13 protein-coding genes are annotated in these 15,135 nt (G+C 30.6%); all 13 read left to right on the top strand.

Features of this window, described 5'->3' with window-relative positions:
• Positions 1-120: 120 nt before the first annotated feature.
• Positions 121-3,843: a phosphoribosylformylglycinamidine synthase gene (locus FGQ49_RS06895; protein WP_138269133.1), complete on the top strand. Its 3,723-nt coding sequence runs from the start codon at positions 121-123 to the stop codon at positions 3,841-3,843.
• Positions 3,844-3,855: 12 nt separating this feature from the next.
• Positions 3,856-4,344, top strand: a complete 489-nt coding sequence (purE, locus tag FGQ49_RS06890) for a 5-(carboxyamino)imidazole ribonucleotide mutase (RefSeq protein WP_138269132.1) — start codon at positions 3,856-3,858, stop codon at positions 4,342-4,344.
• A gap of 12 nt (positions 4,345-4,356) precedes the next feature.
• Positions 4,357-5,061 (top strand): phosphoribosylaminoimidazolesuccinocarboxamide synthase, encoded by a 705-nt coding sequence (gene purC / locus FGQ49_RS06885; RefSeq protein ID WP_138269131.1) that lies wholly within the window; start codon positions 4,357-4,359, stop codon positions 5,059-5,061.
• An 89-nt stretch (positions 5,062-5,150) separates the two neighbouring features.
• The gene (gene purF / locus FGQ49_RS06880) at positions 5,151-6,524 is read left to right on the top strand and encodes an amidophosphoribosyltransferase (protein ID WP_138269149.1); all 1,374 of its coding nucleotides are present in this window, start codon (positions 5,151-5,153) and stop codon (positions 6,522-6,524) included.
• A gap of 1 nt (position 6,525) precedes the next feature.
• A complete protein-coding gene (gene purM, locus FGQ49_RS06875) occupies positions 6,526-7,557 on the top strand; it encodes a phosphoribosylformylglycinamidine cyclo-ligase (protein ID WP_138269130.1) in 1,032 nt (343 codons plus the stop codon).
• On the top strand, positions 7,548-8,168 hold the full coding sequence (gene purN / locus FGQ49_RS06870; RefSeq protein ID WP_138269129.1) for a phosphoribosylglycinamide formyltransferase: 621 nt from the start codon (positions 7,548-7,550) through the stop codon (positions 8,166-8,168). Before purM ends, purN begins: the two co-directional genes overlap by 10 nt.
• A gap of 14 nt (positions 8,169-8,182) precedes the next feature.
• Positions 8,183-9,724 (top strand): bifunctional phosphoribosylaminoimidazolecarboxamide formyltransferase/IMP cyclohydrolase, encoded by a 1,542-nt coding sequence (gene purH / locus FGQ49_RS06865; protein WP_138269128.1) that lies wholly within the window; start codon positions 8,183-8,185, stop codon positions 9,722-9,724.
• Between the two features lie 14 nt (positions 9,725-9,738).
• Positions 9,739-10,989 (top strand): phosphoribosylamine--glycine ligase, encoded by a 1,251-nt coding sequence (purD, locus tag FGQ49_RS06860; RefSeq protein ID WP_138269127.1) that lies wholly within the window; start codon positions 9,739-9,741, stop codon positions 10,987-10,989.
• A gap of 5 nt (positions 10,990-10,994) precedes the next feature.
• Entirely contained in the window at positions 10,995-11,885 is an 891-nt protein-coding gene (locus tag FGQ49_RS06855; RefSeq protein ID WP_138269126.1) for a ComEC/Rec2 family competence protein, read from the top strand.
• 2 nt (positions 11,886-11,887) lie between these two features.
• Positions 11,888-12,070: a DUF3006 family protein gene (locus FGQ49_RS06850; RefSeq protein ID WP_138269125.1), complete on the top strand. Its 183-nt coding sequence runs from the start codon at positions 11,888-11,890 to the stop codon at positions 12,068-12,070.
• A 17-nt stretch (positions 12,071-12,087) separates the two neighbouring features.
• Positions 12,088-12,888, top strand: a complete 801-nt coding sequence (locus tag FGQ49_RS06845) for a hypothetical protein (protein ID WP_138269124.1) — start codon at positions 12,088-12,090, stop codon at positions 12,886-12,888.
• A gap of 14 nt (positions 12,889-12,902) precedes the next feature.
• On the top strand, positions 12,903-13,979 hold the full coding sequence (locus FGQ49_RS06840) for a metallophosphoesterase family protein (RefSeq protein ID WP_171020628.1): 1,077 nt from the start codon (positions 12,903-12,905) through the stop codon (positions 13,977-13,979).
• On the top strand, positions 13,980-15,135 hold a 1,156-nt coding region (locus FGQ49_RS06835), incomplete at its 3' end, for an ATP-binding protein (protein ID WP_138269148.1).

The raw sequence follows: 15,135 nt of genomic DNA, 5'->3' as shown, positions 1-15,135 counted from the left end.
AACTTTTTATATAAAAATATATAAAAATACTAATTAAAATATATAAAAATATGTTATTATTAATTAATACATAAAAGTTTAACTTTTTTAATAATATTATTACATGATTTGGAGTAAGAGATGATAAAAAGAGTATTTATAGGTAAAAAGGATGGGTTTGATACCTCAGGTGCAAATTTATTAAGTGATTTAAAAATCAACTTAAATATTTCTTCTTTAACTAAAGTAAACATATTTAATAGATATGATATTTTAGTTGATGGCGAAGAACATTTTGAAAATTTAGTTAACAATGTTTTAAGTGAAGTTAACGTTGATAATATTTATGTTGATAAATTGCCTGAATTTAGCGGTGCAACATTATTTGGTATAGAATACCTTCCGGGACAATATGACCAAAGAGCAGATTCTGCAGAACAATGTGCTAATTTAATTATGAACAATGAACAATTAAAGGTTAAAAATGCAAGAGTTTATGTTCTTTATGGCGATATCAGTAATGATGAATTATTAAAAATTAAAAATTATTTGATAAATCCTGTCGATTCAAGAGAAGTCGAAGTTGACAGTAAAATCGATATGGAAGATGAAAAAGTAGAAGTTAAAAAAACTCCTATAATTGAAGGTTTTATTGATTCTGATGATGAGTATCTTGAAAATCTTTTAAGTGAAATGGGTCTTGCAATGGATATAAACGACCTAAAACTTATAAGAGAATATTTTAAAAATGACGAAAAAAGGAATCCTACTCTTACAGAAATAAGAGTTCTTGATACATATTGGTCTGACCATTGTCGTCATACAACTTTTTCTACTCATTTAACAGACATTGATATTGAAGCTGGCGGAATAAATGATGAAATCAAAGAGACATATGATGAATATATGGCTCTTAGAGAAAAAATATATGTAGGTAAAAATAAACCTGTTACTCTTATGGATATGGCAGTAATAGGAACAAAAGAAATAAAAGCAAGAGGTTTATTAAAGGATCTTGAAGAAAGTGATGAGATAAATGCTTGCAGTATAAGAGCTGATGTAGATGTTGACGGAAAAGATGAAAAATATCTTATCATGTTTAAAAATGAAACACACAACCACCCAACAGAAATAGAACCATTCGGTGGTGCAGCTACTTGTCTTGGTGGAGCAATAAGAGATCCCCTTTCAGGTAGAAGTTATGTATATCAATCAATGAGAGTTACCGGTAGTGCAGACCCTACTGTAGCATATGATAAAACTTTAAAAGGTAAACTTTCACAAAGAAAGATTACAACAGGTGCTTGTCATGGTTTCTCTTCATACGGAAACCAAATCGGACTTCAAACAGGACAAGTTAAAGAATATTATCATCCAAATTATGTAGCCAAAAGGATGGAAATTGGTGCAGTTATAGCTGCTGCAAAAGAAGAAAACGTAAAAAGACTTACATCTGATCCTGGAGATATAATCGTTCTTGTTGGCGGAAGAACAGGTAGAGACGGTATCGGAGGTGCCAGTGGTTCTTCAAAAGAACATACTGAAAAATCAGTATTAACTGCAGGAAGTGAAGTACAAAAAGGTAATCCTATAGAAGAAAGAAAACTTCAAAGATTATTTAGAACTGATGAAGTTGCAAAAATGATTAAAAAATGTAACGACTTCGGTGCAGGCGGAGTGAGTGTTGCAGTAGGTGAACTTGCTGATAGCTTAAATATTAATCTTGATAGTGTACTTAAAAAATATGAAGGTCTTGATGCTACTGAAATTGCAATAAGTGAATCTCAAGAGAGAATGGCCGTTGTAATAGCAAAAGAAGATAAAGAAAAATTCATAGAAGCTGCAAGAAAAGAAAATCTTGAAGCCGTTCAAGTTGCAACAGTAACTGATGACGGTAATATCGTAATGACAAAAGACGGCGAAGAAGTATTAAAAATCAAAAGAAGTTTTGTTGATACTAACGGAGCAAGCAAAAATGCAAGCATTAAAGTTGGAAAAACTTCAAATGTTATATCTTCCTTAGCTGATAAAAATAAAACAAATAAAGAAAACTTTATAAATATACTTAAAAATCACAATGTTTGTTCTCAAAAAGGACTTGTTGAATATTTTGACAATACTATCGGGGCAAACAATGTTTTGATGCCTTACGGCGGAAAATATATGTTAAGTGAAGTTGACGGAATGGTAGCGAAAGTACCTCTTGAAAAAGGAGATACAAAAACAGCAACTGTAATGACAAATGGATTTGACCCTGAATTATTAAGTGAAAATCCATATCTTGGTTCAATTTATGCAGTTGTTTCTTCTGTTTCAAAAGCAGTTGCAATAGGTGCTGATTATAAAAAATTAAGACTTTCATTCCAAGAATATTTTGAAAGACTTAGAAAAGACCCTACAAGATGGGCAAAACCATTTATTGCACTTCTTGGTGCTTTAAAAGTACAACTTGAACTTAATACTCCTGCAATCGGAGGAAAAGACAGTATGTCTGGTTCTTTTGAAGATATAGATGTTCCTCCAACACTTGTTTCATTTGCTGTTGGTATTGTAAATGCCGATAAAGTTGTAAGCAGTGAATTTAAGAAGGCAGGAAATAATGTATATGTAATTAAAATAAATAAAACAGAAAATAACACTCCTGAGTTTGAAAGCGTAAGAAAAGCCTTTGATTTGGTTCATGAATTAATTGAACAAGGAAAAGTAAAAGCTTCAAAATCAATAACTGTCGGCGGTGCTTGTGAAGCTGTTTCAAAAATGTGTTTCGGTAATAAAATCGGTTTTGAATTTTTAGATTCAGACTATGATATTTATGCTAAAAATTATGGTGATATCATCATTGAAACAAGCGAAACAATAGAAAACGAAAATGCTGTTTTGCTTGGTAAAACAATAAGCGAAAAAGAAATAAGAGTTAAAGGTGAAGTTCTTGACCTTGAAATGCTTATAAAAGAATGGGAAAATCCATTGCTTAGCGTATTCCCAATTGACAGCGGAATTGAAACAGACGTAAAAGAAATCAGTTATACAAAAGGAAGTATAATAACAAGAAAAACAAGCATTGCTTCTCCAAAAGTTATCGTTCCCGTATTCCCTGGAACAAACTGCGAATATGATACTGCAAAAGCTTTTAATGAAGCAGGCGGAAACAGTGATATATTTGTATTTAAAAACAAAACTCAAAACGATATAGAAGATTCTGTAATCGAACTTGAAAAGAGAATAAGAAATTCTCAAATTATTGCCCTACCCGGCGGTTTCTCAGCCGGTGATGAACCTGATGGTTCTGCTAAGTTTATCGTAAGCGTATTTAAAAATGAAAGAATAAAAGATGCGGTTATGGATTTACTTAAAAACAGAGACGGCTTAATGCTTGGTATTTGTAACGGCTTCCAAGCTTTAATCAAAACAGGTCTTGTTCCTTACGGAGAAATAAGAGATCTTGATGAAACAAGCCCAACTCTTACATTTAACTTAATAAACAGACACATAGCAAATATTTCATATATAAAAGTTGCATCAAACCTATCTCCATGGTTTAAAAATGTTAATGTAGGCGATACATTTGTAAATCCTATATCTCATGGAGAAGGAAGATTTGTATGTAATGAAGAAGTTTTACAAAAACTTATAGATAACGGACAAGTTGCAACACAATACACAGATGAAAGCGGTAATTTATCTGTTTCACCAAGAGTTAACCAAAACGGAAGTGTATGTGCAATAGAAGGTATCACATCACCTGATGGAAGAATTTTAGGTAAGATGGGACACAGTGAAAGAAAAGGAAGCAACTTATATAAAAATATTTATGGAGAAATGGAACAAAATATTTTCTTAAGTGGTGTAGAATATTTCAAATAAAAGGAGAAACTAATGGGAAAAGTAGCAGTTATTATGGGAAGCGACTCTGATCTTGGAGTTGTAGAAAAAGGTTTAAAAGTGTTAAAAGAATTTGGTGTTGAATATGAAGCAAGAGTTATTTCAGCTCACAGAACACCAAGACAAGCTGAAGAGTTTGCAAGAAATGCAAAAGCAAACGGATTTGAAGTAATAATAGCGGCAGCGGGAAAAGCTGCTCATTTAGGAGGAGTTTTGGCAGCAATGACAACTCTGCCTGTAATTGGAATTCCAATTAAAACTTCATTAATGGGTGGTATGGATTCACTACTAAGTATAGTTCAAATGCCAAAAGGAATTCCTGTTGCAACAGTTGCTGTTGACGGAGCTGAAAATGCAGCTTTATTAGCTATTCAAATGATGGCGCTTAAAGATAAAGACTTGGATAAAAAACTTGAAGACTACAAAGTAAAAATGGAAGAAGAAGTAGTTGAAAAAGATAAAAAATTACAAGAAAGAATTTAAGGGGTGTTAAAAATGGAAAAATTAGAAATGTTATATGAAGGAAAAGCAAAAAAAGTATTTAAAACAGAAAAAGCAGATGAATATATTATTGAATATAAAGATGATGCAACAGCATTTAACGGTAAGAAAAAAGATACAATTGCAAACAAAGGTATTGTAAATAATAAATTTACAGGTATAATCTTTGGTATGCTTGAAGAAGCCGGTGTTCCTACACACTTAATCAAAGTTCTTGACGATACTCATCAACTTGTAAAAGCTGTTGAAATCGTACCTGTAGAAGTTATTATAAGAAATGTTGCAGCAGGTTCAATTTGTAAAAATTTAGGACTTGAAGAAGGAAAAGAACTAAATCCTACAGTATTTGAATTCTGTTATAAAAACGATGATTTTGATGATCCTTTAATTAATGATTATCATGTTCTTGCAATGGGACTTGCAACACAAGAAGAAATTGATACAATTAAAGAATATACATTTAAAATTAATGAATTACTAAAAGATTTCTTCTTAAAACACAACTTAAAATTAATTGATTTTAAAATCGAGTTTGGTAGATGTAACGGAAAAATCGTTTTAGCTGACGAAATTTCTCCTGATACATGTAGATTATGGGATAAAGATACAAACAGAAAAATGGACAAAGACAGATTCAGAAGAGACCTTGGTGATGTAGAAGAAACTTACAAAGAAGTTTTAGGCAGAATAAGCGAATAAGGAATACTTTATTATTTATTAAATTAAAAAAATAAGGAGATTTTACTTTGGGGTATCAATTAGATAAATTTAAAGATGAATGTGGTGTAATGGGAGTATTGCAAGATACTCCTGAAAATACAGCAGCTTATGTATATTTAGGACTTTATGCTCTACAACATCGTGGACAAGAAAGTTGTGGTATAGCAGTAAACAACGATACTGAAATAACACAACATAGAGGTATGGGACTTGTTGGGGATGTATTTACATCAGAAGAATTAAAAAAACAAAAAGGTGACATTGCAATTGGTCATGTAAGATATTCAACAGCTGGGGATAGTGATATTAAAAATGCACAGCCTCTTACTGTAAATTGTAAAGATTGGCAAATTGCTTTAGCTCATAATGGAAATCTTGTTAATGCTGATGCAATTAAAAATATGCTTCAAGATGAAGGCGTAATCTTTATGACAAGTTCTGATACAGAAGTTATCGCAAATTTAATAGCAAGAAACTATAAATTTGGTATAGTTGAAGCATTAAAAAGAGTAGGACAAATTGTAAAAGGTGCATATGCTCTTGTTCTTACAATGGGAGATATGTTAATCGGTGTAAGAGATCCATATGGACTTAGACCATTATGTCTTGGTAAACTTGAAAATGGTGGATATGCTCTTGCCAGTGAATCTTGTGCTCTTGATGCAATAGGGGCAACTTTAGTAAGAGATGTTGAACCTGGTGAAATTATTGTTATAAGCGATAAACACATTGAAAGTTATAAAATAGAAAATTGGGCAAAGCCAAGAAGATGTATTTTTGAGCTTGTATACTTTGCAAGACCTGATAGTATTCTTGACGGAGATGAAGTTCATGAATCAAGAGCTATGGCAGGAAAATTACTTGCTAAAGCTGATAAAGGAAAGATTAATGCAGATGTTGTTATGGCTGTTCCTGACAGTGGGGTTTCTGCCGCAATCGGATATGCTGAAGAATCTGGAATTCCTTACGGTGTGGGCTTAATTAAAAACAGATATATTGGAAGAACATTCATTCAGCCTACACAAGCTATGCGTGAGGAAGGTGTTGATATAAAATTAAATATTTTAAAATCAAACGTTAAAGATAAAAGTGTTGTTTTAATAGATGACTCTATCGTTAGAGGAACAACTTCAAAAAGAATTGTTGACAAATTAAGAAAAGCAGGAGCAAGAGAAATTCACTTTAGAGTTGCATCTCCTCCAACATCTTACAGTTGCTTCTTCGGTATTGATACTCCTAATAGGGAAAAATTGATATCTTCTCAATTATCATTGGAAGAAATTAAAGATTTTATCGGAGCTGACTCATTATATTACTTAACAATAGATGAATTAAAACAAACTGTAAAAGATTTTGATAAAGGATATTGTATGGCTTGCTTTAACGGAGATTATCCAATGGAAGTGCCTTTTAGAGAAGAACAGGTAAGGAGTAGTAAATAAAGTGGAAAAATTAACTTATAAAAACAGTGGTGTAGATAAAGAAGCCGGATACGAAAGTGTTGAACTAATAAAAAAACATGTAAAAGAAACTTTCAGTAAATATGTTTTAACTGGACTTGGAAGTTTTGGTGGTGCTGTTGAGCTTCCTGAAGGTTATAAAAAACCTGTACTTATAAGCGGAACAGATGGTGTTGGTACAAAACTTATTCTTGCTCACAAACAAGATATACATGATACAGTAGGTATCGACCTTGTTGCAATGTGTGTAAATGATATTTTATGTCATGGTGCAAGACCTTTATTTTTCCTTGATTATATTGCTTGCGGAAAAAATTATCCAAAGAAAATTGAATCTATCGTAAAAGGTGTAAGTGAAGGTTGTAAACAAGGTATGTGTGCACTTGTAGGTGGAGAAACAGCTGAAATGCCTGGAATGTATAAAGAAGATGATTATGACCTTGCAGGTTTTTGCGTAGGTGTTGTAGATAAAGATAAATTTATTTCAGGAAAAGATATAAAAGAAGGAGATAAAATTATTGGACTACCTTCAAGTGGTGTTCACAGTAACGGATATTCTCTTCTTAGAAAATTATTCTTTGAAGTAAAGGATTATGATGTTGATACTTATGTAGAATCTCTTGGTGATACAATAGGAAAAACTCTTCTTACTCCTACAAAAATATATGTTAAAAGTATTTTATCACTACTTGAAAAAGTTGATATTAAAGGTATGTGCCACATTACAGGTGGTGGATTTGTAGAAAATATTCCACGTGTAATTCCTGATGGACTTTGTGCAAAAGTTGATACAAACAAAGTAAATGTACTTCCTATATTTGATTTAATAAGCAAAGAGGGAAATATTGATAAAAAAGAAATGTTCTCAACATTTAACATGGGTATAGGTTTTGTTGTAGTTGTAAGAGATGAAGACTGTGATAAAACTTTAGAAGAATTAAAAGCTCTTGGTGAAGATGCTGTTGTTCTTGGTGAAGTTATTAAAGGTGAGGAGAAAATTGAATTATGTCTTTAAAAAAAATTGCGGTTTTAATCAGTGGAGGAGGAAGTAACCTTCAAGCTGTTATAGACAAAGTTCATAAAAAAGACGGAATAATTGATGTTGTAATCTCAGATGAAGAAGATGCTTACGGTCTTACAAGAGCAAAAAATGCAAATATCGAAACAATGGTTATAAACAACAAAGATTATGATTCAAGACAGGCTTTTTCCGATGCTATAAAAGATGAGCTTGTAAAAAGAGATATTGATCTTATTGTTCTTGCAGGATTTATGAAAATATTATCCCCTTCATTTGCAAGAGAGTTTAAAAATAGAATTATAAATATACATCCATCTTTAATACCTTCTTTTTGCGGAAAGGGTTATTATGGAATAAAAGTTCATCAAGCAGTACTTGAATATGGTGCGAAAATAACAGGCGCAACAGTTCATTTTGCTGATGAAGGAGCTGATACCGGACCTATCATAATACAAGGAACAGTTCCTGTATTATACGATGATACACCGGAAATTTTACAAAAAAGAGTTCTTGAAGTGGAACATATGATTTTACCTAAAGCTGTAAGTTTATTTTGCTTAGATAAACTTGAAGTTAGAGGCAGAATAGTTTATATTAAAGAGTAATACGGAGGAATATAATGATAAAAAGAGCACTTATAAGCGTTTCTGATAAAACAGGTATTGTAGAAGTTGCCAGAAAATTAGAAGAAATGGGTGTAGAAATTATATCTACAGGCGGTACAAAAAAAGCACTTGAAGATGAAGGTGTAAAAGTTATTTCTGTTGAAGAAGTTACAGGTTTCCCTGAATGTTTAAACGGAAGAGTTAAAACTCTTCATCCTGGAATCATGGCTGGTCTTCTTGCAAAAAGAGATAATGAAGAACATATGCAGCATCTTTTCGATTTATCAATACAACCAATTGATATGATTATCGTAAATTTATATCCTTTCAAAAATACAATTTTAAAAGAAGGATGTACTTTTGAAGATGCTATTGAAAATATAGATATCGGCGGACCAACAATGCTTAGAGCTGCTGCAAAGAATTTCCAAGACGTTGCGGTTGTTATTGACCCTAAAGATTATGATGTTGTATTAAAGGAACTTGAAGAAAATGGAGAAGTTTCTTATGATACAAAATTAAATTTAGCTAAAAAAGTCTTTATGTCTACAAGTTATTATGATACATTAATAGCAAACTATTTAAGAGAAAAAGTTGGAGATGATTCATATCCTGAAACTCTTACTCTTTGTTATGATAAAGCACAGGATTTAAGATATGGTGAAAACCCTCATCAAGATGCTGTATTCTATAAAGAAGTACAACCTATGAAAGGTTCTCTTCCATTAGCAAAACAACTTCATGGTAAAGAACTTTCATATAACAACATAAATGATACAAACGGTGCTTTGGAAATCTTAAAAGAATACAATGACGAACCAACAGTAGTTGCCGTTAAACATTCTAATCCTTGCGGAATAGCAAGTGATGCTTCTATTTCTAATGCATTTAAAAAATGTTATGAAGCAGATCCTCAATCTATCTTTGGTGGAATTATTGCTGCAAACGAAGAAATTGATAAAGAAACTGCAACACAAATCAGTAATATATTTATTGAAGTTGTTGTTGCTCCAAGTTTCAGCGACGATGCAATTGAAATTTTAACAAAGAAGAAAAATATCAGATTATTGGAACTTGCAGATATTAAGTTCAATCAAGATGGTAAAGATATTAAGAAAGTAATGGGTGGACTTTTGATGCAATCAAGAGATACAAAACTTCTTAGTGATGAACTTAAAGTTGTAACAAACAGAAAACCAACGGATAAAGAAATGCAAGATTTAATATTTGCATGGAAAGCCGTAAAACATACAAAATCAAATGCTATTTCTTTAGCAAAAGATAAAATATTAGTAGCAAACGGCCCTGGACAAGTAAGCAGAATTTGGGCACTTGAAAACGCAATAAAACAAGGCGGAGAAAGTGTAAAGGGTTCTGTTTTGGCGTCTGATGCATTCTTCCCATTTGATGATTGTGTAAAAGCGGCTCATGAAGCGGGAATAACTGCAATTATTCAACCCGGTGGTTCAATAAGAGATGAAGATTCAATAAAAGCTTGTAATGAATATGGCATTGCCATGGTATTTACAGGTATGAGACATTTTAAACATTCGTAAAAGGAGAATTAAGAATGAAAGTATTAGTAGTAGGTTCCGGTGGTAGGGAACACGCATTAGTTTACAAATTAAAGGAGAGTCCTCTTGTAACAGAAGTGTTCTGTGCTCCTGGCAATGCCGGTATTGAAAGCATTGCTGAGTGTGTAGATATAAAAGTTGATGATATTGAAGGACTTAAAGAATTTGCAAAAACAAATGAAATTGGACTTACTGTTGTAGGTCCGGAACTACCATTAGTCATGGGTATCGTTGATGAATTTGAAAAGGAAGGTCTAAAAGTGTTTGGACCTAACAAACAATGTGCTGCTTTTGAAGGAAGCAAAGGTTTAACAAAGAGATTCCTTGAAAAATATAAGATACCGACAGCTAAATATTTAGAAGTAACAACATATGAAGAGGGTGTTAAAAATCTTGAAAAATTCGGATATCCGGTTGTTGTAAAAGCAGATGGTCTTGCTGCTGGAAAAGGTGTAATTATTTGCGAAAATAAAGAAATGGCAATTAATGCACTAAAAGAAATTATGATAGATAAGGTTTTCGGTGAATCAGGAAACAGTGTTGTTATTGAAGAATTCTTGACAGGTACGGAACTTTCTACTTTATGCTTTGTTGACGGGAATAAAATTATTCCTATGGAAAGTGCCAGAGACTATAAACCTGCATACGATAATGATGAAGGTTTAAATACAGGTGGAATGGGTAACTATTCACCAAATAAAATTTTTGATGATAAACTTAACACAAAAATAAGAACTAAGATTTTAGATCCTATTATTAATGGATTTAAGAAAGAAGAACTTGATTATAAAGGTGTTTTGTTTATTGGTTTAATGGTTGATAACGGAGAACCAAAAGTTCTTGAATTTAATGTACGTTTTGGAGACCCTGAAACACAAGCAGTTATGCTTAGACTTGAAAGCGACCTTGCAAATATCATGTTAAATACTGCAGATGGTATTTTGGAAGAAGAAGACATTGTATGGTCAGAAAATCCTTCTGTTTGTGTTGTTATGGTATCAGGAGGATATCCTGAAAGTTATGAAAACGGAAAAGTTATAAAAGGACTTGAAAATGTAAGTAATGATGTTATTGTTTTCCATGCAGGAACAAAAAAAGACGGTGATGACATTGTTACAAACGGAGGAAGAGTTCTAAATATCTGTGCCGTTGGAGAAACTTTAGACGAAGCAAGAGAAAAAGTATATAACGAAGTAAATAAAATTACTTTTGACGGTGCTTATTTCAGAAACGATATAGCAAGGTAATAGAAGTGTCAAAAATAAAAAAACTTTTAAGTGTAGTTGTGCTGCTTATAGTGATATTTGTATCATTTCTTACGGGTGGATTTGAACATCTATCAAACTTTATGGGAAATGATTATATAACAGATATTGAACCTGGCAGTACTTTGGTTGAAGCTATTGATGTTGGACAAGGGGATGCTTTTTTAATAAGTAACGAAGAATATGGAAATATCTTAGTAGATACAGGTGAGACAGATCATGCACAAGATTTGGTTTCCCATTTGAAAGAAAGAGATATTGAAAAGATAGATTATATTATCATTACTCATCCACATGCTGATCATATTGGAGGGATGTGTGATGTTTTGGATAATTTTGAAGTAGGAAAAGTTTATATGCCAAAAATGTCTCATACTACTACTTCATTTAAAAATATGGTATCTAAAATGGAAGAAAAAAATCTTTATTTTGCTGAAGCAAAAAGTGGAGTGGAGATAAAATTAAGTGATACTGATAATATAAAATTTATTTCTCCTACAAAAGATATGGATCTTGATGATTTAGATAACTCCGATGCCGTTTGTGTATTAAATACAAACGGAAGAAAAGTTTTATTTACGGGAGATATTTTTGAAGAAGCAGAACTAAAAATAATGAATAAGATCGGTAAAGTTGATATCTTAAAAGTTGCTCATCATGGCAGTTATAAATCTACCAGTGATGAATTTTTAGAAAAGATACAACCTACATATGCAATGATAGGAGTGGGAGAAGATAATAAATATTCTCATCCTTCAACTGAAACATTAAATAGGCTTGAACAGCATGGTGTTAAAGTATATAGAACCGATTTAAACGGTAATATTGCATTTATTATAGATAAAAACGGAAGTATTGAAGTTTATTCGAGTAAGTGATTATGATAAAGGGAATAATTGATAGATTTGAAAATGATAAAGTTGTAATAGAATTTGAAAATTTACAAATAGGTGTTTTGCCTATAAGTCTTTTTCATGAAAAAGTGAAAGAAGGCGACGAAGTGCTTTTAAATATTGATATAAAGCATTGTAAGAAAATTGATATAGATAAACTATTTAAATAGTTTTAAGAGGAGAATTTATGAGCGAATATTATATGAAAATGAAAGAGCTTATCCAAAGATTAAAAACTGACGGATACAGCATAACAGGAAGAATGATAAAGCATTATATTGATATAGGAATTTTGCAAAAACCTTATTATATTTGTGCAAACCAAGCTTTGTATGCCGATTTTCATTATATTAGATTAAAAAGAATTTTATCAAATAAAAAATCAGGTAAGAGTATTGCCAAAATAAAAGAAGAAATTTTTAAAGAAAATGAAGAACTATTTTTAAAAGCTTCCGAACAAAATATGGATACTTCCGATATGAATGAGATTTGTAAGAGGTTTGGTGCAGTTGAACAAGAAGAAGCCATGCTTACAAAATCAGAAAGAAAACTTGGAAAAACTTTTTCAAAGGTTGATATACTTGAAAAATTAGACAGTGACGGAAGTATATTGGATCTTGCAGTTGATACGGGAGTTTTACAAGATAAAGATTTTTATGATAGTTATGAGTTATATATTTTAACTTGTGTAAAAAATTTAATTAAGGTAAAAAAACAAAACAAACGTGTCAGTGGTCAGCTTATTGAAAGAATAAGCGAAATTTCAAAGATAAATACAATTGCAAATGATTTAGCATATTTAATAAATTCAGATAAAGATAATTCATGGCTTTACACATATCTTATGGAAGCTATTCTTTTAAGTAAAACAGAAAAAGAAACACAAAAGGAAAACAAGATAAAATCTTTAAAAGAAGAGAATGATTATAAGTACAAAGAAGCATTGGCTGCTTTGGAAAGCATGGAATATGATAAAAATTTTGAATGATAGGACTATATAATATGAAATTTATACACACAGCAGATTTGCATATCGGAACCTCTTTTCTTTCATCTTCTTTTGATAAAAGCATTGCAAGAGAAAGAAGAGAGGATCTGTTTAAAGCATTTAATAAAGTTATTAAAGCCTGCAAAAAAAGAGAAGCTGACATTCTCTTGATTGCAGGTGATTTGTTTGAAGATGAACTTGTAAGAGCAAGTGATGTAAATAGAATAATAGATGGATTTAAAATGATTCCAGAAGTAAGAGTTTTTATTGTTGCGGGTAATCATGATTTTATGCATGAAAAATCTTTTTATAATTTACTTCCTTTCCCAAATAACGTTACTATTTTTAATAGTGATAAATTGGAAAAAGTTGAATTAGAAGACTTAAATACTTGTATTTATGGGTTAAGTTTTTTAAAGAAATATTATAATAAAGATATTTTAGAAATACCTAAACTTGATAAAACAAAAACTAATATATTACTACTTCATTGTGACTTACTAAATCCAAATGGGAATTATTTACCTGTAAGTAAATCAAAATTAGAAAAATCAGGTTTTGATTATTGCGCTCTTGGACATATTCATAAATCTGTTAAATTATCAAATAATTCTGTTTATCCTGGTAGCCTTGAACCTCATGATTTTTCAGAAAAAGGGTATCATGGATATATTTTTGGCCAAATAGAGGATAAAAAAGTTTCTGTAAAATTAATAAAGAACAATGTTAAACAATTTGAAGTTTTAAATGTTGATATAACAGGAATTGACTCTTTAGAAGAAATCGTAAATTTAGTTAAAGAAAAAGCAAATGGAAACATTGATAATTTCTTATATAGAATAAATTTAAAGGGAACATTAAGTGAACTTGTAACCATAGATGACATTAAAACCAGATTAAATGAAGAATTGTATTATGCAGAAATAATAGACAATACTTCAGCAGATTATTTCTTACCTAAAATTTATACCGAAAATAAGGATAATATTATAGGTTTATATATTGACGCATTAAAAGGAAGAGAAAATGAAATAGATATTGAAGCTTTGTATCTTGGTCTAGATGCACTTCTGAATGAGGGGTCCAAATAGATGAAAATAAGAAAATTAGGCATTAAAAGTTTTGGTAAATTTAAAGATAAAGAAATAAAATTTGAAGATGGTTTAAATGTAATATATGGTAACAATGAAGCAGGTAAATCAACTGCGCATAAATTTATTCAAGGGGTATTTTTCGGTTTCTTTAAGCCTTACAGTAAAAATAAAATTTATTCTTATGAATATAAAAAATATAAACCATGGAATAGTGATTTATATAAAGGCAGCTTAGAGTTTAATATTGGTAAAAGAGAATATAGGATTGAAAGAAATTTTGATAAACAAAATGAAGAATTTAAGTTATTTGATAATATAACAGGTGAAGATTTAACAGATAAACTTCCTTATGACGCATCTACAAAACAAAGAATTATTTCTCCTGTTATAAAATTAAACAGCGTATTATATAATAATACAATCTCAATTTCTCAACTTGGTAACAAAACAGAAAAAGATTTTAAAAGAGAAATAAGCGAAGCATTGGCGAATTATGAAAAAGGAAATAATAATAAAATTTCTGTTAATAAAGCCATTGATTATTTAGAAAAACAAAAAGCTTTAATAGGAACAAGAAAGCAATCTAAATCAGAATATGGAAGCAGTGTCATTAAACTTGAACAACTAAAAAAATCAAGAGAAGACGCCATTAAGGCAATGGAAGAAAACAGAGAATATTATTTAGAAGCAAATAAACTTGAAAAAAGATTAAATGAACTTTTAAATAAGAAAAAAGATATTCTAAGAAACATAAATGATATTGCAAGAAATAAAGAAAAAATAACATATTTTAAATATAAATCTGTTGAAGCTGATAATGAAAAGATAAGACAAAAAATTGAGGAATTAAAAAAATATAAAGATATAAATAATGATTTATATACAAAGTTTTTGAATTTATATAGTGAAAACAAATCTTTACAAGAACAAATTGACGATTTAAGAAAAAAACAAGAATATGTGAATAATGCTTTAAAAAGTTTAGATGATGAAAATAAAGAAGTAAATAAAGAAACAAAAGGTAAAGATTACAATAAAATTATTTCAGATATAGAAATATTAAAAGACAGGCTTGGTAATATTGAAAGACTTCAAGGCAGACTTTCAGAAAAAAAAGATGTTAAAGTTGAAAAAGATTATTCTGCTAAATCTA

This window comes from Anaerofustis stercorihominis, from assembly GCF_005844425.1.
GTDB classification, from domain to species: Bacteria; Bacillota; Clostridia; order Eubacteriales; family Anaerofustaceae; genus Anaerofustis; species Anaerofustis butyriciformans.
The sequence above is the reverse complement of the archived record's forward strand: the minus strand, read 5'-3'. Positions and strand labels throughout refer to the sequence as shown.